This window comes from Hungatella sp. (genome assembly GCF_046966825.1).
This window is the reverse complement of record NZ_JBKVCZ010000124.1, coordinates 1,082-19,026: the sequence shown is the minus strand read 5'-3', so window position 1 is coordinate 19,026 and position 17,945 is coordinate 1,082. Positions and strand designations below refer to the sequence as shown.

The window sequence follows — 17,945 nt, the reverse complement described above, 5'->3', positions numbered from 1 at the left end:
AGATGACATTTTACTGCTTTACCAATGAGTGCCTGAGAGATTATATCCTTCGGTATTTCGGAGAATATGGAGAGAATTACTGCGGAAACTGTTCCAACTGTCTGAGTCAGTTCGAAACGGTGGATGTGACGGAGATTGCCGTGGAGCTCATCGGATGCGTGGAGAGCAGCAGGCAGCGGTATGGGACCAACGTGATTATCGATACGGTCCACGGCGCCAATACGGCAAAGATCCGTCAGTACCGTATGGACGAAAATCCCCACTATGCAAAGCTTTCCAAGGTGCCGACCTATAAACTCCGCCAGGTGATGAATTACCTTCAGCTCAAGGAGTATCTGGGCGTGACCAATGACGAATACGCCATCGTTAAGCTGACGGAGAAGTCGAAGGCGGTTCTGGAAGAGGAAGAGCCGGTTGTCATGAAGATGGCGAAGGAGCAGGAACACCCGGCAAAGGTGAAGAGCGAAAAAGGAAAGAAGAGCCGGAAGGGGCTGGCGGCTGGCCTCGGCGGCGCTCAGTTTACAGAGCGCGAGGAAGCGCTGTTTGAGAAGCTGCGGACTCTGCGCGCGGAGATTGCGAAGGAGGAAAAGGTTCCGCCGTATATCGTATTCTCTGATAAGACACTGACTCACATGTGCGTGGTGAAGCCGGTGACGAAGGAAGAGATGCTTAAGGTGACCGGGGTAGGGGAATTTAAGTATACAAAATACGGAGAGCGGTTCCTTGCGTGTGTGAAGAAGGAGACTCAGGCAGAGTCTGGGGCAGCGACTGGTCTAGAGGCTGGTGCAGCGGCCGGGACAGCGACAGCGGTTCCCGATTACAGCGGATACGACGACAGTGATGATCTGTACTTTTTCAGCGAGGAAGAGGATCTGCCGGACTACTCGCTGGAGGCGGCTCTTACGGCGTGGGAATACGGAAGTCCGGAAAAAGCGGATCTGCCGGGAGATACATTACCGAAGAAGGTGGCTTCAGCCGAGGGAAAGGGAACTAAGAAAAGGTCATCGAAAACGAAATCAGAATTTGTGATGACAGAGGAGCTGGCAGACCAGATTCACTATTCGGACCGGGTAACGCTAAGTGATTTTGTGGGACAGATTAACGATTTAAGGGACGATGAGGCCATGAAGCGTCTGACTATAAAATCCGTGGAGCAGAAGCTGATGGAGGAGAAGTGCTGGGAGATACAGTTTTTCAACGGAATGGGCAGAAAAAAGCTGACGGAAGAGGGCGGTAACTTCGGAATTGAAGCGGAGAAACGGCTCAGTGAAAAAGGAAATGAATATGAGGTCCTGTACTATACGGAGAAGGCTCAGCGCGGAATCGTAACATGGCTTCTGGCTGGGGATCAGAGCTTATCCTGAGATCAGAATTTGTCCTGAAATCAGACTTTCTTCCAGTATCAGTAAAAATATATCTTTTTAACAAAATCCTAGCGTGAGTTATTTTTTTAACACAGTGTTTGAGCTATGATAGGATACGAGCTGTGTTAAAAAAATAACTATTGGAGGGTAACACTGTATGGGAACAAAAGAGAAGGAGCAAAAGACGCTTAACGGGATTCAGTCGGCGGTGCTTCTGCTGTTAATTGTGGCGGCAGTAGCGGTCTGTATTCGTTTTAAGGTTGGCGGACCGATGATCGGGCTGTTTTTCAGCTGGCTGATTATCTATGTATTCTGTATTGTATTGAAGATTGACTATGAGCATGTAAAAGAAGGAGCCTTCGACGCGTTGAAGGTGGTTCTGCCTACGATGACCATTTTGATGGCGATCGGCGTTCTGATCGGCACCTGGATGGCGTCAGGAACGATTCCTACCATCATTGTGTACGGTTTGAAATCCATCAATCCGGCATTTTTACTGACATTTACTCTCATTTTTACGGCGGTATTAAGCCTGGTGACTGGAACGTCATACGGCTCCGCGGGCAGCGCCGGTGTGGCCATGATGGCGATCGGCAATGCTATGGGAATCAATCCGGGAATGGTCGCTGGAGCGGTAATCTGCGGCGCCATGTTCGGCGATAAGCTAAGCCCATTTTCCGACACGACCAATCTGGCGCCTGCCGTTGCGGGGGCGAAGCTGGGAGACCACATCAAGAGTATGCTGTGGACGACGCTTCCTCCGATGATTATCAGCATTATTTTCTTTACCGTAGTGGGGATACAGCAGACCAACGGCGGCTATGATCCGGGGGATTTGAATATTTACATTGATTATTTACAGGGCGCGTTCCACATCGGATGGACCACTCTGATCCCGGCTATTTTGATTATTGCACTCCTGATGTTCCGGGTAGGCGCGTTTGAAGCGCTGGGAATCGGTGCGATTGCGGGAGCGCTTGTGGCAATCTTCGTCCAGGGTGTTGATGTGCGGTCGATCCTTAAGGTCTGTTATGACGGATTTACCAGCGATACAGACATTGCTGTGCTGAAATCCATCTTAAACAGAGGCGGTATGGCGAGCATGCTTCAGTATGTGGCTATTATCACTTTTGCAGTAGGAATGGGCGGAATGCTGGACCGCCTGGGTGTTCTTAACAATATTCTTTCCGTCTTTATCAAGCGGATCAACAGCGACGGTTCCCTGGTGCTGGCAACGCTTTTAACCGGATATGTAACCAGTATTGTCAGCTGTTCCAGCCCGATGTCCCATGTACTGACCGGACGTCTGATGCAGCCCCTCTTTAAAGAGCGCGGTGTTGCGCCGAGAATTCTTTCCCGGTGTCTGGAGGACAGCGGCACACTGGCAGGACCTATGATTCCATGGCATGGCTATGGTATTTACATGGCGGGAACCCTGGGGGTTACGTGGGCGCAGTATATCGGATTCGTTCCGCTGTTGTGGCTGACGCCGCTATTCTCGATTCTGTATGGATTTACGGGAATTTCCATCAAGCATGTGAGCGATGAAAAAAAATAGAACGCAGGCAGAATACGCCGGAGGAAAGAGGGTGCGGAGCAAACCGCGCCCTTTTCTTTTTGTGTATTCTGCTTTTTAAGGGGCAGGAATGACTGTGAACAGCTGGCGGATATTTGCTCAAAGGAGTTGCTGAATGATACTCTGCGTGCTACAATCGAATCAACAATTATAAAATAGAATTGGAGTATGTGCAGTGAGTAAGATCGTAATATTGACAGGAAGCAAACGAAAGGGCGGCAACACGGAGCTGCTGGCGCGCGCATTTGCAGATGGTGCGGGGGAGCACCATGAGGTGGAGATTATTCCGGCGGCTGATTATAAGGTCAATCCGTGTATTGGCTGTAATTCGTGTTTTACGAGGGAAGGGAATCAATGCTTTCAGGAAGACGATATGCAGCTGATTTACGAGAAATTGACAGATGCAGAGATTCTGGTAATCGCATCGCCGGTCTATTTTTACGGAATCAGTGCGCAGCTGAAGGCGGTCGTTGACCGCTTACATACACCGATGAGAAATAAGTTTAAAATCAAGAAGATGGTACTGCTTTTGGTCGCAGGTGCTGCTTTGCCCTCCGTTTTTGACGCGATAAAAGTACAGTATCAGCTGATCCTGGACTTCTTTAAATTGGAGAATGCGGGGATGGTTCTGGTAAGGGAAGTGAGAGAGAAAGGGGAAATCAAGGGGAATCCCGCACTGGAAGAGGCGCGAGAATTGGGCAGGTCGCTTTGATGGAAAATGCGTTAGGATAGTAATGGGGAAGATCTGTTGTTGAGGAATCTGTAAGGTGGAGGGCCCGCTGCTGTTTTGGCAGCGGGCCCCTGGTGCCAGCGGCCTCGCCTCCAGCAACCTCGCCCCCAGCGGCCTCTACCCCCAGCAGACTTAATCCCGACAGTCTCAGCACCGCGCCTGTGCCATCGCCGTCAGCTGTTCCATGTCCTGGATTACCGTCTGATGCCCTCGTTTGCTTACGATCCCCATGTCCTTTAGCTTTCCCATGAGCCGTGTCACCGTGATCGTATGGATTCCCAGGTAGCCCGCCAGCTCGCTGTAGGAAAAATCCTTATGTATGACGTAATGCGTGTCCTCGTAGATGGCCAGTTCGGTCAGGGCACAGCAGAGGCTGACGAAATTATCGCCATCCTGGAGCGCATAGCAGTGCTTTAACGCATTATCATAATGGGCGATCGCTGTCTCAAAGAGCCAGCGGTAGAAATCAGGATGCGCCTCTACAAATTCCCGGAAGGTAGAATAGGGGATCTGATAGAGTGTGCAGGCGGATTTGGCCGTGATGGAAAACGCGTAAAAGGTATCGTCGGGATAGGTACGGGCATAGGCCGGTATGAAGCCGACAAAATCACCGGGGAGAAAATACTGATAGATTCGTTCCCTGCCGCCTGGAGAGACGCTGTGCAGGGCGCAGAGTCCTTCTTCGAGGCAGTATACGTATTTGTCCATATGGGCACGATTGTACAGACAGTCGTGCTTTTTTTTATGGGTCAGAGTACCAAGGCCGCGCAGGGCGTTCATGTAATTCATATTGGATTCCATCATAAGGGGTACCTTTCATAAGGACTACTAGTGCCGCCCGGCACTAGTTCGTGAAAAACTTCACTAAGTGTTCCTATTATACCACAGCACCAGGCAAATAAAAAGAAAAATCATAGCAACTGATATTTTTTTGACCGTGAAGACAGTGTTATAATTTTAACAAAATAACAGGAGGGGAATTACTATGGAACGAAAAACAATCGGCTATGAGCGAATCAGCCACTTAGTGGAGCGTCAGTACGAGCAGGAAACGGCTATGAGAAAAGAACTTGAGGGAGGAAATTATACCGCAGAGCATCCGTATGTGGTGGTAAATCCTTATTTTGTCAATCCGCTGACAGCCCTGCTTTTATTCAATACAGAGAAGGAAGAGGCGGTAACACTGACCGTTAAGGGAAAGGAAGCTGCGGGCGATATCACCCACACATTTCCAAAGGCAAAGGAACAGATTCTCCCTGTGCTGGGGCTTTATCCGGAGTATGACAATACGGTTGTGATCACGCTGGAAGACGGAACTGCTTATGACGTGACCGTGACAACGGAAAAAATTGAAAATATGCCGTATCAGGCGGATTACATCAATACGACGAGTGACTACATGAATGGACAGCTTATGTTCGTGACACCGGCGGGGGACTCGCTGGCGGGCGGCTACGACTACCGCGGCGACTGCCGCTGGCATCTGGTGGAGCCGTTTATCTTCGATATGAAGCCCGCGGCAAACGGCCGCATTCTCATAGGCTCCAACCGGCTCCTGAACATGCCTTACTACACGGCGGGAGTCTGCGAAATGGACCTGGTCGGTAAAATATACACGGAGTACCGCATTCCCGGCGGCTATCACCACGACCAGTTCGAGATGGAGGATGGAAATCTCCTGATTCTGACTCAGGAGAAAAATGCCGCCACAGCGGAAGATATGTGCGTGCTGGTGGACCGCGGAAGCGGGGAAATCATCAAGTCCTGGGATTACAAAAAGGTACTTCCGCAGGAAGCGGCGAAATCCGGAAGCTGGTCCGAACACGACTGGTTCCACAACAATGCGGTGTGGTATGACAAAAGAACCAACTCTCTGACACTGTCCGGCAGACACCAGGACGCGGTTATCAATATAGACTTTGAGACGGGAGAGCTCAACTGGATCATCGGAGATCCTGAAGGGTGGTCGGAAGACATGGTGAGCCGCTATTTCTTTACACCGGCAGGCGAAGGAGATTTCGACTGGCAGTATGAGCAGCACGCCTGTATGATGCTTCCGGATGGTGATATCATGATGTTTGATAATGGCCACTGGAGATCCAAAAATAAGGAACATTACAGACTCAACCGGGACAATTTTTCCCGGGGAGTCCGCTACCACATCGATACCGAGAAGATGACGATCGAGCAGGTATGGCAGTTTGGAAAGGAACGGAAAAATGATTTCTTCTCCTCCTACATTTCCAATGTAGAATACTACCGTGATGGTTACTATCTGGTACATTCCGGGGGAATGGGGTATAATCATGGTGTTACATGCGAGGAACTTCCTGTTTATATGAATCTGGAGGATCCAGAATGCGTATTAAAGAGCATTACTGTGGAGATCATGGACGGAGAGCTGATGTATGAAATGCATCTGCCATCCAATTATTACCGTGCCGAGAAGATGAGCCTTTACCGGGAGGGAAAGAATCTCGATCTGGGAAAGGGAAGAGTCGTAGGAAAACTGGGCGTCACGGGCGAATTTGATACGGAGGTTCCGGCAGAAAGCACCGGAGAACTGCTTCCGGAATCCTGTGAGGCGGTGCTCACGGAAGAAGACGACCGCATCATTTTCAAGGCCAAGTTTAAGAAGGGGCAGCTTGTCATGTTCCAGCTGGAAAAAGAGGATGATCCGGCGGAAATCCACCGTTACTTCATCTCAACCAGCGCACAGAAATTCCTGGCCATGTGTTCCGGTACCTTCCTGCCAAAGGACGACAGGGAAGTGACCTTAAATGTGGACAAGGAAGGACTAAACGGCACATTTGATGTGCGCGTGATTATCGACGACGTCAAGTATGAGACCGGACTGAAGATTCCACAATCACGATAGGTGGACGAAACAGCGTACTATAATTACAAAGGGGATGTGAGCTGACAATGAGTAAGAAAATAGGAAAGATACTTGGAATTGTGGTGGGAAATGGGATTTTTGCGCTGGGGCTCTCGGCGTTTTCCATGCCCAATCATTTCCTGGTGGGAGGCGCCACGGGAATCGCCAGAAGCGTGCAGCATTTTGCACATCTGGACGTATCAGTGACGGTGGCAGCCCTCAATGTGGTCATGTTTTTGCTGGGATTCTACATTCTGGGAAAGCGGTTTGCGCTGACCACCATTGTCAGCACACTTGTATTTCCCGTGTTTCTGAATCAGTTTCTGAAGATCGAGGCATTCAGCCATCTGACGAATGACCGCCTTCTGGCGGCCCTGTTCGGCGGTATGCTGACCGGACTGGGCCTGGGGATCGTCATGCGTCTGGGCGGTTCCACCGGAGGGATGGATATTCCTCCGCTGATTCTCAACAAGAAGTTCCGGATTCCGGTGGCGGTGTCCATGTACTTCTTTGACATTTTCATTTTGCTGTCTCAGATGATATTTTCCAATACGGAAGAGATTCTTTACGGCATCATGTCCGTGCTGCTGACCTCTATCGTATTAAATCAGGTGCTGGTATTCGGCGCGGGCGATGTGCAGGTGCTGATCATCAGCCGGGAGTATGAACGGATCAATGAGATTATCCAGAAGGATTTGGACCGGGGGTCCACCTTCCTGCCAATCCAGACGGGATTCGAGAAGCTGGACCAGAAGGCAGTTCTCTGCGTGCTCCCGAACCGGGAAATGAGCCACTTGAACCACTGCGTGCAGGAGATCGATCCGAAGGCATTTATCATTATCAACGGCGTGCGCGAGGTGAGAGGGCGGGGATTTACGCTGGATAAGCATCTGGTGTGATATTGCAGTGAGAACAGAGAGAGCAGAGGCAAAACGCATAAATCAAACAGAAAGCCGGGAGTTTAAGACGTTATCTTAAACTCCTGGCTTTCTGCCTTCTGTTTTCAATCTCTGTCATTCTACAACCACCGGTTCCGAGATTCATACTTCGTATTTACTCCCGTCCCTGTCTCCTCGAAGAGAAGACGGTTTGCGAAGTGATACGTTACAGTGCCTCCGCCAAGATACGTCCCATCCTTCCGGCAGAGGTTAAAATAAGCCGGAATGGGAAGGTCCCTTGCTTTCATGGAAGGGCTGAAGAGCATGACCTCATAAACCATTTTTCCGGATATCATGTTTTCCAGAATGTCTGAGGTGTTTGGGATCAGGTGAAATGGTACATCTCCCTCGGGAAGCATCATAACGGCCCTGTAATACTCGTGTTTGTCCGGTGTGTTCTCATCGGTCTCAATAAAGACCTCGGTAACGTCTTCCCTCATATGAATAGTGACTTCCAGAACGTCAGAGGGAGAAAAGTCCTTCTGGTTTAGAAGCTGTATCTTCATTCTGCTGTGATAGAAGGAGGGGGTACCCCTGCCTTCCAGAAATATATAGGTCCCCTTCTGAGCTGCCCCAACGCTCCCCGCTTCTCCATTTCCCAGGTTCGCTTCATTTTCTGATACTCCGTACTCTTTTTCGGATTCGGCCTCTTTAAGTGAGACCTTAGCCAGATAGACCTTCGGCCGTCGAAACAGGAAAAACGTACCGTAGAGGACGACAAATACGATGCTGATAAAATCAATACCGGATCTGCGAAGACTGTTTCTGACCGCAATGTACAAAAACATCAGGAACGTGATGATATAAAAGGCATATGCCTGCAGCAGAGGAACCTCGCTTCGCCGGGTACGGTACCGGTTATAGAGCAGAATGACCGGGCGGTACGGCTTGCCGCAGTGTTCGCAGGTTCCGCGGGTTAAATGAGGACTCTCTATTTCCTGTCCACACCAGGGGCAGGGCTCAGATTTTATCAGCATGGCGCCTCCTTAGAGATAAAACGCAAAGGAAAGGTCCACATTTATTCCCCCATAGCCGGCCGGATGAAGAACCGCAGAATGGCCAGTGCGCTGGCGCCCACGGCTCCGTCCGCGGCCGCATACGGCAGGATTTCCACGTTCCCTGCGTAGGTGCGGTCCACGAAGATCAGCTGGCGTTCGATATAATCCATCAGTTCATTCTGAATGTCCTGGTTGTCAAAGAGTTGGCCGTGCAGAAAGATCTTGCCCGGGTTGGTGATGATGGCGATATTGGAAATGGTGATGCCAAGGTATTTTAACGCCTCCGCGATATACATTCCGATTACAGGATCACCCATGGAATAGGCGGTGGTGATCGTCTCGATGGTGATCAGGGAATCGTCGGGGACGAGACTTCTCAATATGGTGTTCGGCGTGTTTTTGTACAGCAGCTTTGCGTTGCGGATCAGGTGGTTTTCGCTGGCGTACGTCTGGAGGCAGCCGTATTTGCCGCACTCACAGCGGCGGCCGCCCTCGCTGACGATGGTATGGCCGATCTCGCCGGCCACGTAGTTCTCGCCGAGGAACATCTCGCCGTCCACGACGTTGGCGCAGAACATACCCATGCCCACATGGAAAAAGGCGAAGCTGTCAGGGCTCTCCTGCGGGGAAAAGAGATACTCGCCAAGAGCCATGCAGCGTGCGTTGTTTTCGCAGACGATGGGGAGCGGAAGTTCCTGTTCAATCCGTTTCGGGTCGAAATTCTGCCATGTCTTCCGGTTGGTCACGAGACTGGAGGCGCTCCCGTTCATATGGCCTGGAACCGCGGCTCCGATTCCAACGATTTCGTCCCAGGAAATACCGGACTCTGCGACCAGGCCCTTGACGCCATCGATAATGGCGTCGGTAATCCGGCCAGCCAGCTCCTCGTTAAACGGTTCCGCATGCTGAAAGCGGATGCGGCCTTTTAAGTCCGTGATGCAGATGACCAGGGCCTTCTGGGTAAACTCCAGACCGATGCTGTAAGCCCTGTCGGGTATGATATCGATCAGAACCCGCTTGCGGCCCGAGGAGCCCTCATCCGTGGAGGCTTCTCCCAGCTCTCTTACAAATCCTTCCGAAATCAGTGTGGTAACGTTCATGGTTACCGTTGCGGGTGTGATTTCGGTCTCTTCTGCGATATCGGTTCGGGCAATGGGCGCGTTCCGGTAAATACACTCCAATATCCGGCTCCGGTTGGAGGCTTTCTTCTTTTTTCCCTTATACATGGCTGCAGCAACCTCATTCTTCCATCGTTATAATTTTACCAGAGCATGTGGAAAACAAGTTCCAAACAAGCTCTAAAGTGTGCTGACGAGCGGTTCTTCCAGCCGGAAACCGGTGTATTTGGTGGAAACCTCGGTGACGCGGTAAACATCGAGGCAATCCTGAAATTCCGTTTCCCGTTCGCAGACCATATTCTGGAACTGCCGCCAGCATTCCTGTGCCTCCGATTCGTTTCCCTCGGCCAGCTTCATCAGCGCTTTCCCTAATCGTAAACTATATTCTCGGTGGTAGTCAAGATATTTCCAAAATAAATTTTGCACGGCCGTGCGGCTCTTTGCACCGTCTGTCCCGGACACTGGAGTACAATCCACGTATTCGATCAATTCCCTCATGGCTGCCGCCTCTTTCGGATCCTTTCGGTTTTCTTTTCCGTTGAAGTAGTCGCAGCTGCACAGGGAAGACAGTTTTGTTAAATAGGAAAGAACCTGTTCCCAGCCCGGCCCGTAGGCGGCGCTGAAGTATTCTTCCTTCAGCTCTTCAAACGTTACGTCCTCATCAAAGAGCATACGGCCCATGACGTAGCCCGGAAATGCGTTAGGGAGACATTCCCGAAGCTCCTGGCAGCTGATATAACCGTCCATGCCCATCTGTTTCAGCTTCCGGATGTCCTGGCCGATGATTTCGGCGATGTGGAAATAGCCGAAATCGCCGTAGTGTGCACGGCCCAGCGGATAATCGTATACGAAGCTTTCCCCGTGGAAATAGTTCTGCCACGATCTTAAGAACACCATGTTCTCATCGAGTCCCACTGGAAGGGTGATTCGGTTCCGTTCATAGGCCGGAATGGGCCCGTAGCTGTCCCTCAACTGGTAGGAATGCTCGAAAGTACGGCTGATAGGGGCAAACATCAGGAGAAAACGGTCCGGATTGCGGAAGGCTTCCTCTACTGGCGGCCACAGAAGCTCCTGATAGAGCAGAAAGACGATTTTTGTGTCGAGGTGCAGACTGGTCAGCTTCTCGTCGATCCGGTTCAGCAGCCGTATATACTGGTCTGTGGGCAGCTGGGCACGGCAGGCCTCACATTCACAGATATTGTTAAATTCATCCGCCAGCCAAACATGGAGGTAGGAAACTGCTGGATGCTGTACACAGTATTCTGCAACCCGGTCGGAAAACCTTTCGATAACGGTTTCATTGGAGTAGCAGAGGTTTGTGTTCATGGGCACTCCGTGAAATAATTCCCGCTTCCCATTTACACAGGCGGCGAGGGAGCTGGTCTCCGGCGGCAGCGGCTCGGTAATGGCTTTCCAGTCTGCACAGGGGAAGCCGAGCACATCCCCGGTCCAGCCGTGGCCCGCCTGATGGAGCAGAAGACCACGCGTTTGAAGCGCCTCCCCGATCTTTTCCGTGAAGGAGGCGGCAGTCTCTCTCGTAAATTCCTCCGGTTTTAAGAGCGGGTTCATCTCGTGGTGATACCAGCGGGCCATAAAGGTATAGGGAAGCTGAAACTGTAGAAAGAAGCTGTTGTATCCCAGCTTCGGAAGCCAGTCGATGAAGTCCAGAATATTCTCCAGTGAGTTGGCTCCCTCGATACAGACGCCCCGGTGGCGCAGCGCGGCTTTCTTCCGGCAGCAGGCGGAGAGCTGTTCTTTCTTATATAAGGAAGGTATGTATTCATGCTTCTGACCGGGAGCAGGAAAACGGCAGCCAAGGAGCCATAAGTATTTGTAGACGCCGAGAAGGACGCTGCGGTCATTACTACCCGAGATGATTCCTCCGGCTGAGTTGACGTCAATGGAGTAAGAGTCCTCGCTGTTTTTCGGGTTTCCCAGCGATTCGAGCCGCAGCGTGACGTCATCCGGTCCGCAATTCTGGTTATTAAGTATAATTATTGAATCCGCAACTATTTCCGCCAGGCACCGGGACAGCTCCTGTGCGGCAAAGGCGACAGGCGAGCCGGAATGTGAGGGATATAAAATGTTGATCGTCATGGAAATCCTCCTGTAATGTATCTGGTTGATTGATTATATTTTGTAACTATTATAACAAAAAGAAAGAATAAAAATATATGTGTAAAGTGCACAATAAAATTTCTTTAAAAGTGATATAATAAACAAAAACACTTTATTTTTTGATTTTATATTGCGTGTCATGCGGAAAAGTGTTATATTGTAACCAGCAAAAGCAATGTCTAATTGATTATAAAAAATAATTAAACAGGAAGAAAGAGAGGGCTTTCCATGAAAGGACAGTTTTCAGCCGCTTCGCCGGCCAGAACAGTGGACCGCAGAAAGAAGCAGAGAAGGCGCATAAACATGTGGTGCTGGATCTTTATGATTCCCACACTGATACTCTACATATTGTTTCAGGGGTATCCGATACTCTCCAGTATTTTTTATTCGACTCTGGACTGGTCGGGAATGACATCAAGCGCCCTGTTCGTCGGACTGGACAACTTTAAAGAGCTGTTACAGGACAAATACTTTTTTAATGCGGTGGCTAACAGCTTCAAGTACATGCTCATGGCCGTTCCGCTGCAGCTGGTGATTTCTCTGGCCCTGGCCTATATCTTTAACAGTATATTAAAGAAGGGCGCCACATTTTTCAGAACTGTGTTCTTCCTGCCAGTCATTACGACGGCTTCCATCGTGGGAATTATCATGATGTTCATCTTCGGCGGAACAGGCTCCATCAACCAGTTTCTGTCTCTCTTCGGAGTGAGGGGATTAAACTGGCTGGGCAATGCCAACACGGCGCTGATCGTGGTAGTGCTCATCGGTGTCTGGAAGGATTCCGGTACCTTTATGATCTACTGGCTGGCGGCGCTGCAGAGCGTATCCCAGGACGTATATGAGGCGGCGACCATCGACGGTGCGAACAAGTGGCAGACATTTCTCCATGTGGTATTTCCTCTGATCATTCCGATCGGCGGAGTGATTACCGTACTCTGTATCATCAGCTCCTTAAAGGTATTCGACCTGATTCAGACCATGACCAATGGCGGACCGTTTTACTCCACGGATGTGGCGGCTACCTTCGTATACCGGACGGCCTATGCCAGCAGCAGCGGAATGCCCCGGCTGGGTTACGCCAGTGCCGCAGCCATGACTTTTGGAATCATTGTCGTGGTGATCGGAACGGTGGGCAATGTGGTGAAGACGGCGTTTCAGAAGAAAAACGCGATATAGGAGGGGCATATGGAAAAAACATCGATTTTAAACAAGGTGGGGAAGACGGTCCTCTACGCAGTCCTGGCGGTGGCTTCATTTCTGTGGGTTTACCCGTTTCTTTGGATGATTTCGGCTTCCTTCAAGACGCAGAATGAATTTTTCGCCAGCGGGCTGAATCTGATTCCCCAGTCCTTAAACCTGGACAATTTTATCCGCGCATGGAATAACGCGAATTTCGGAATCTACTTTAAAAACTCTATCATCGTAACGGTATCGGTTGTTGTGATCGTACTCTTAAGCACCTCCCTGGCCGGATACGTCATGGGCCGCTACTCCTTTGTGGGAAAGGGCTTAATCATGAAGATATTCATGGCCAGCATCACGATCCCCCTGGTATTTACCGTGATCCCGATCTATGAGCTGTTAAAAAACATCGGCCTGTCCCAGAGTCTGGTGGGTCTGATTCTGGCGGAGTCGGGCGGCGGCCATGTCATCTTCCTGATGCTGTTTTCCAGCTTCTATGCTTCGATTCCGGGAGAGATGGAAGAGGCGGCCACCATTGACGGCGCTAATTTCGTTCAGACGTATGGCAGCGTCATGTTCCCGCTTGCCAAGCCGATCATGGTAACCGTAGTGATCATGCAGTTTATCTGGACATGGAACTCCTTTTTGCTGCCCCTTATCATTACGCTTAACAATCCGTCCCTGCGGACACTCGCTGTGGGACTCTACGCCTTACGAGGCGAAAATGTCGTTGACTGGACCGGCATCGCCGCCGGCGCCAGCATTGCAATCGTGCCGGTTATCTGCGTGTTCATCGCACTGCAGAAGTATTTTGTAGATGGTATCGCCGGAGCTGTAAAGAGTTAAGAAAATCAAATAAAGGAGGATATATTTATGAGAAAAGTGAAGAGAGCCCTTGCGGCGGTGCTGGCGGTGCTTATGGCCGGATCCTTAAGCGCCTGCGGAGTCAAGGTGCAGACAAAGGATGACGCGAATACGACGGCAGCCGTGACAGAGGCAAAGGAAGAGAACGAAGCCGTGGATACGCCGACAGACGAAAAGGTGACATTAAAGATCATCGACTGGAGTGACAGTACGAAGGAGCGCAGGGAGGCTTTCCACAAGAAATTTATGGAGGAGAATCCCAACGTCACGATCGAGTACACGGTTCTGACTGCGGATCAGTTCAAGGAGACCGTTATTTCCGCCATCAAGGCGGGGAACGCACCGGATTTATTCCCGCTTCCCTCCGGCATGAAGCTGAGCGCGGCCCTGAAGGAAAACTGGTTTATGCCAATGAACGATTACGTATCCGATGATTTCCTGAATACATTTGCGGATGGCGCTCTGAATGAAGGAATCACGACCATTGACGGCAAGACGTATGTGCTTCCGGAATCGGCAAATATCATCAATACCCTTGTATTTTACAATAAGAATGTGTTAAAAGAGGCAGGCATCGATGAGAGCCAGCTCCCGAAAACCCGCAGCGAGTTTATCGACGTGTGCAGGAAGATAAGCGACGCCGGAAATGGCAAGTATTTTGGAATCATCGACAGCGGTGCACAGGCGAACCGTCTGGAGCTGGCGCTTCGCTCCCTGGCCAGCCTGGATGGCGGCAAGTGCAGCGACATATCCCAGATGATTCTGGTGGATGGGCAGAATACGCTGAATTCCGAGGCGATGCAGAGTGCCTTTGATTTCTATGATACACTGGTGAAAGAGGGCTGCTTCCATCCGGATACCGTTTCCATCAAGGCACCGGAGGCCCGCGCACTGTTTGCACAGAATCAGGCGGCGTTTATCATTCAGGGCGCATGGTGTATCTCCACATGGCGCAAGGATAACCCGGATCTGGATTTCGGTGTCATGGCGCTTCCGGCACCGGACGATGGAATGAAGGGCAAGCTTCCTTATATCGGAGCGCAGCCATGGATGGGAATTTCCGCAAACTGCAAGCATCCGGATGTGGCGGCCAGGTATTTAACCGCGCTCTATTCTGAGGATTATCAGGCGGGCCTCGTGGAAGACGGTGGATTTGTATCGGTAATCGACGCGGCCAACAAGGCTCATATGACCGACGACGTTATGCTTCAGTATTACAATTTAAATAACGAGGAAGCGGCGCTGGCACCAGATCCGATCGTGGGAAATCCGGCCACAGCTGACGTTTATGCGGAAGTTTCCGCGATCACTCCGGGACTCGGGGAAATCGCCCAGGGTATTCTGGCGCAGAACATCGATTATAAGACGGAGTTAAAGACACTTTCCGACAAGACACAGGAAGAGTGGCTGAGAGCCATCGATGCCGCTAAGGCGAAGGGCGCCGATGTGTCCGCCGATGACTTTGAATTCAAAAACTGGAATCCGATGGAGAATTATACGGCCGATCTTTATAAGAGCAGATAGAGGCCGGATGCCATAAAAAAAGAATAATTTTTTGCCATTGCTGCATACTGTTAGAAAACGTTCCGGTGGGAAGTGAGCCGGAGGAAACGGAGACGGTATGCAGCATTTTAATGAAGTTTATTATGAGCCGGAGATCTTGAATTACCAGTTGGGAAAGGAGTTAAAGGAACAGTTTAAAGAACTGCCGTGGATTCCCATAGAGAGCCACAACCGAATTCCCGAGATGCAGGAGAAGTCCAATAAGGAATTCGGGCGGATGAAGCGGAATCTGATCATTGGAATCAGGAAGACGCATAAGTATGTGGAGAACCATAAGGTATCCGATTATCTGGTTCCCTATACCTCTTCCGGCTGCAGCGCCATGTGCCTGTACTGCTACCTGGTCTGCAATTACAATAAGTGCTCGTATCTGCGGCTTTTTGTCAACCGGGAGCAGATGATGGACCGGCTGATCAAGGTGTCCTTCAGCAGCGATACCGAGAAAACCTTCGAGATCGGCAGCAACAGCGACCTTGTGCTGGAAAATACCATTACGGGGAATCTGGAGTGGACGATCACACAGTTTGCTGAAAGAGGACGCGGTCATATTACATTTCCGACGAAATTTCACATGGTGGATCCGCTGCTGAACCTGGATCACCGGGGGAAGGCGATTTTCCGCATGAGTGTGAATCCGCAGCCCATCATCAGCAGAATTGAGCTGGGGACATCATCTCTGATGCAGCGGATCGACGCGGTAAACAGGATGTGTGACGCCGGTTATCCCTGCGGCCTGCTGATCGCCCCGGTCATTATCATGGAGGGCTGGAAAGAGGAATACCGGACGCTGCTTGAGACGCTGAGAGACCACCTCTCGCCGAAAATGAAGCAGGAGATGTTTCTGGAGGTTATCCTGATGACATACAGCTTTGTGCATCGGGCGATCAACGGAGAGGCATTTCCGGCTGCGCCGGAGCTCTACGACAAGGAACTCATGACGGGACGCGGCCGGGGAAAGTACTGCTACCGGCCGGAGGTGAGGGCGGATGCGGAGAAATTCCTGCGGGAGGAGATAAAGAGAACGCTGGGCGATGCGGAGATTTTATATATTGCGTAAAATGAAACGTGTGAAATGGCGGAGGCGTGCTGGCCTCCGCCGTTTTTGTGCTGAGAAAGCTTTGCTGCTGAAGCAGCCGCGTTCCGGTACAGAGGCCGGGGAAATTTCACAACAGGATTGCTGACATGGTTTGGCTGTGTTATACTACATGGGATAAAAGAAAGCCCGTTTTGGCGGGGGATCGAATGACAGGATGCAGGACTGGAAGGGAATTTTGATAAGGATGAAACGAAAAAATAAGATAAAATACGTGATTTTGGCAGGCGCAGTGTCGGCAGTGGTTCTGTCGGCCTGCTCCCATGGCCAAACGGCAGATATCACTGCAGCGGAGCAGTCGGCCGCAGAGGAAACGCAGACCACGGAGCCGTTGACGGTCTCTGCGTCTGAGGCCGCTGCTGCCGGTGCCGGTGGAGAAGCGGAAGAGGGCGGAGAACATACGCTGGATGGCAGCCGGATTATTGCCGGACAGAGCTTTGATGTCACCTGGAAGAACTGGGGAGATGTCCGTTTCGTTTCCTATGCGCCGCCTGCCGGTCGTGTTCATGATGATGCCGCGTTCTATTTGACGAAAAATGATAAAATATTATATGAATTTCCTCAGGCATGGGATGAGGGCTGTGCACCGTGGACCTTCGAATCGGTGGATATGGTATCCTTACGTGACATTGACGGTGATGGAAATGAAGATGTAATCGCTATTCTTTCGTATATAACGGGGACGGGTCCGCAGGCGGCGGTTCCATTTCCCACTACGCGAATCTTTATGGGCGACGGAACGAAATTTGTGATTGACACCGAACTGTCCGAAGCGGTCGATGAGGCACACGCCAACGAGAATATCAGCACGATTATGGATTTTGTAAAAAACCGGACAGCCCCCGTCAAGGGGGAAGGGGCCGATAAAACGGCGGAAGCCTGGTGGAACTATAGGGGAGTAGCCGTGGGAAATGGCGAGATCTGGCTGAATGAAAGCGACGGCGTCCTGTGGATTGTAACGTTAAACAGCGCGGAGGAACGGACGGTTCTGTATCCGGGAGAAACGGGGATTCAGGCCGGATAAGGGCGCTGGAGCAGCGTTTTTGACAAGAGAATATGAGGAGAGAGGAAGGAACAAATGGAGAATCAGGAGCAGACACATAAACGCAGGGTTCGGTATAAAGGGACTCATCCGAGAAATTATAAGGAAAAATATAAGGAGCTTCAGCCGGAGAAATACGCCGATACCGTGGCGAAGGTGGTGAGCAAGGGAAGTACGCCGGCTGGGATGCATATCTCGATCTGTGTGCAGGAAATCCTCGATTTCCTTCAGATCAAGCCGGGGCAGAAGGGGCTTGACGCCACGCTTGGCTACGGCGGCCATACCCGGGAAATGTTAAAGTGCCTGCAGTCGGAGGGCCATCTCTACGCCCTTGATATCGATCCCATCGAGCTTGTAAAGACACGGGAACGCTTACAGAGCCAGGGCTTCGGCCCGGAAATACTGACAATAATTCAGGAGAATTTTGCGAATGTCGGCCGCGTGGGGGCCGAGGTGGGCCCGTTCGATTTTGTGCTGGCGG

The 17,945-nt window shown here is 51.0% G+C and carries 15 protein-coding genes; 11 read left to right on the top strand and 4 right to left on the bottom strand.

What is annotated here, in order from left to right:
• The 3 genes from ACLTD4_RS26620 to ACLTD4_RS26610 all read left to right on the top strand — a co-directional run.
• The coding region (locus ACLTD4_RS26620; RefSeq protein WP_412331695.1) for an RQC domain-containing protein at positions 1-1,364 on the top strand (1,364 nt) is incomplete at its 5' end.
• A gap of 157 nt (positions 1,365-1,521) precedes the next feature.
• Positions 1,522-2,922 carry a Na+/H+ antiporter NhaC gene (nhaC, locus tag ACLTD4_RS26615; RefSeq protein WP_055660351.1) on the top strand — a complete coding sequence of 467 codons (1,401 nt, stop codon included), beginning with the start codon at positions 1,522-1,524 and terminating at the stop codon, positions 2,920-2,922.
• Between the two features lie 193 nt (positions 2,923-3,115).
• Complete coding sequence (locus ACLTD4_RS26610) at positions 3,116-3,652, top strand: flavodoxin family protein (protein WP_117623676.1); 537 nt, start codon at positions 3,116-3,118, stop codon at positions 3,650-3,652.
• Positions 3,653-3,817: 165 nt separating this feature from the next.
• On the opposite strand, the gene ACLTD4_RS26605 is transcribed toward ACLTD4_RS26610, so the two are convergent.
• The gene (locus ACLTD4_RS26605; RefSeq protein WP_002602796.1) at positions 3,818-4,474 is read right to left on the bottom strand and encodes a Crp/Fnr family transcriptional regulator; all 657 of its coding nucleotides are present in this window, start codon (positions 4,472-4,474) and stop codon (positions 3,818-3,820) included.
• A gap of 181 nt (positions 4,475-4,655) precedes the next feature.
• On the opposite strand from ACLTD4_RS26605, the gene ACLTD4_RS26600 reads away from it, so the two are divergent.
• Positions 4,656-6,548 carry an aryl-sulfate sulfotransferase gene (locus ACLTD4_RS26600; protein ID WP_117623675.1) on the top strand — a complete coding sequence of 631 codons (1,893 nt, stop codon included), beginning with the start codon at positions 4,656-4,658 and terminating at the stop codon, positions 6,546-6,548.
• Positions 6,549-6,595: 47 nt separating this feature from the next.
• Complete coding sequence (locus ACLTD4_RS26595; RefSeq protein ID WP_002602798.1) at positions 6,596-7,447, top strand: YitT family protein; 852 nt, start codon at positions 6,596-6,598, stop codon at positions 7,445-7,447.
• Positions 7,448-7,566: 119 nt separating this feature from the next.
• On the opposite strand, the gene ACLTD4_RS26590 is transcribed toward ACLTD4_RS26595, so the two are convergent.
• From ACLTD4_RS26590 to ACLTD4_RS26580, 3 genes are all read right to left on the bottom strand, one after another.
• Positions 7,567-8,463 carry a hypothetical protein gene (locus tag ACLTD4_RS26590; RefSeq protein ID WP_055660357.1) on the bottom strand — a complete coding sequence of 299 codons (897 nt, stop codon included), beginning with the start codon at positions 8,461-8,463 and terminating at the stop codon, positions 7,567-7,569.
• Between the two features lie 41 nt (positions 8,464-8,504).
• Positions 8,505-9,710 (bottom strand): ROK family transcriptional regulator, encoded by a 1,206-nt coding sequence (locus ACLTD4_RS26585; RefSeq protein WP_055660358.1) that lies wholly within the window; start codon positions 9,708-9,710, stop codon positions 8,505-8,507.
• A 72-nt stretch (positions 9,711-9,782) separates the two neighbouring features.
• Complete coding sequence (locus ACLTD4_RS26580) at positions 9,783-11,699, bottom strand: DUF4838 domain-containing protein (protein WP_117623674.1); 1,917 nt, start codon at positions 11,697-11,699, stop codon at positions 9,783-9,785.
• Positions 11,700-11,948: 249 nt separating this feature from the next.
• Here ACLTD4_RS26580 and ACLTD4_RS26575 point away from each other — a divergent pair, with 249 nt between their 5' ends.
• From ACLTD4_RS26575 to mraW, 6 genes are all read left to right on the top strand, one after another.
• Complete coding sequence (locus ACLTD4_RS26575) at positions 11,949-12,896, top strand: carbohydrate ABC transporter permease (protein WP_002602802.1); 948 nt, start codon at positions 11,949-11,951, stop codon at positions 12,894-12,896.
• Positions 12,897-12,905: 9 nt separating this feature from the next.
• Positions 12,906-13,748, top strand: coding sequence for a carbohydrate ABC transporter permease (locus ACLTD4_RS26570; protein WP_055660363.1), 843 nt, complete (start codon positions 12,906-12,908; stop codon positions 13,746-13,748).
• Between the two features lie 27 nt (positions 13,749-13,775).
• Entirely contained in the window at positions 13,776-15,290 is a 1,515-nt protein-coding gene (locus tag ACLTD4_RS26565) for an ABC transporter substrate-binding protein (protein WP_117623673.1), read from the top strand.
• A gap of 97 nt (positions 15,291-15,387) precedes the next feature.
• Entirely contained in the window at positions 15,388-16,386 is a 999-nt protein-coding gene (locus ACLTD4_RS26560; protein ID WP_117623672.1) for an SPL family radical SAM protein, read from the top strand.
• Between the two features lie 223 nt (positions 16,387-16,609).
• Complete coding sequence (locus ACLTD4_RS26555) at positions 16,610-17,446, top strand: hypothetical protein (protein WP_147335913.1); 837 nt, start codon at positions 16,610-16,612, stop codon at positions 17,444-17,446.
• 54 nt (positions 17,447-17,500) lie between these two features.
• A partial coding sequence (mraW, locus tag ACLTD4_RS26550) for a 16S rRNA (cytosine(1402)-N(4))-methyltransferase (RefSeq protein WP_412331694.1) occupies positions 17,501-17,945 on the top strand: 445 nt, incomplete at its 3' end.

Coding starts and splice junctions, on each gene's coding strand:
- nhaC (WP_055660351.1), top strand. CDS start 1,522: ATGGGAACAAAAGAGAAGGAGCAAAAGACGCTTAACGGGATTCAGTCG.
- ACLTD4_RS26605 (WP_002602796.1), bottom strand. CDS start 4,474: ATGATGGAATCCAATATGAATTACATGAACGCCCTGCGCGGCCTTGGT.
- ACLTD4_RS26600 (WP_117623675.1), top strand. CDS start 4,656: ATGGAACGAAAAACAATCGGCTATGAGCGAATCAGCCACTTAGTGGAG.
- ACLTD4_RS26595 (WP_002602798.1), top strand. CDS start 6,596: ATGAGTAAGAAAATAGGAAAGATACTTGGAATTGTGGTGGGAAATGGG.
- ACLTD4_RS26590 (WP_055660357.1), bottom strand. CDS start 8,463: ATGCTGATAAAATCTGAGCCCTGCCCCTGGTGTGGACAGGAAATAGAG.
- ACLTD4_RS26585 (WP_055660358.1), bottom strand. CDS start 9,710: ATGTATAAGGGAAAAAAGAAGAAAGCCTCCAACCGGAGCCGGATATTG.
- ACLTD4_RS26580 (WP_117623674.1), bottom strand. CDS start 11,699: ATGACGATCAACATTTTATATCCCTCACATTCCGGCTCGCCTGTCGCC.
- ACLTD4_RS26575 (WP_002602802.1), top strand. CDS start 11,949: ATGAAAGGACAGTTTTCAGCCGCTTCGCCGGCCAGAACAGTGGACCGC.
- ACLTD4_RS26570 (WP_055660363.1), top strand. CDS start 12,906: ATGGAAAAAACATCGATTTTAAACAAGGTGGGGAAGACGGTCCTCTAC.
- ACLTD4_RS26565 (WP_117623673.1), top strand. CDS start 13,776: ATGAGAAAAGTGAAGAGAGCCCTTGCGGCGGTGCTGGCGGTGCTTATG.
- ACLTD4_RS26560 (WP_117623672.1), top strand. CDS start 15,388: ATGCAGCATTTTAATGAAGTTTATTATGAGCCGGAGATCTTGAATTAC.
- ACLTD4_RS26555 (WP_147335913.1), top strand. CDS start 16,610: ATGAAACGAAAAAATAAGATAAAATACGTGATTTTGGCAGGCGCAGTG.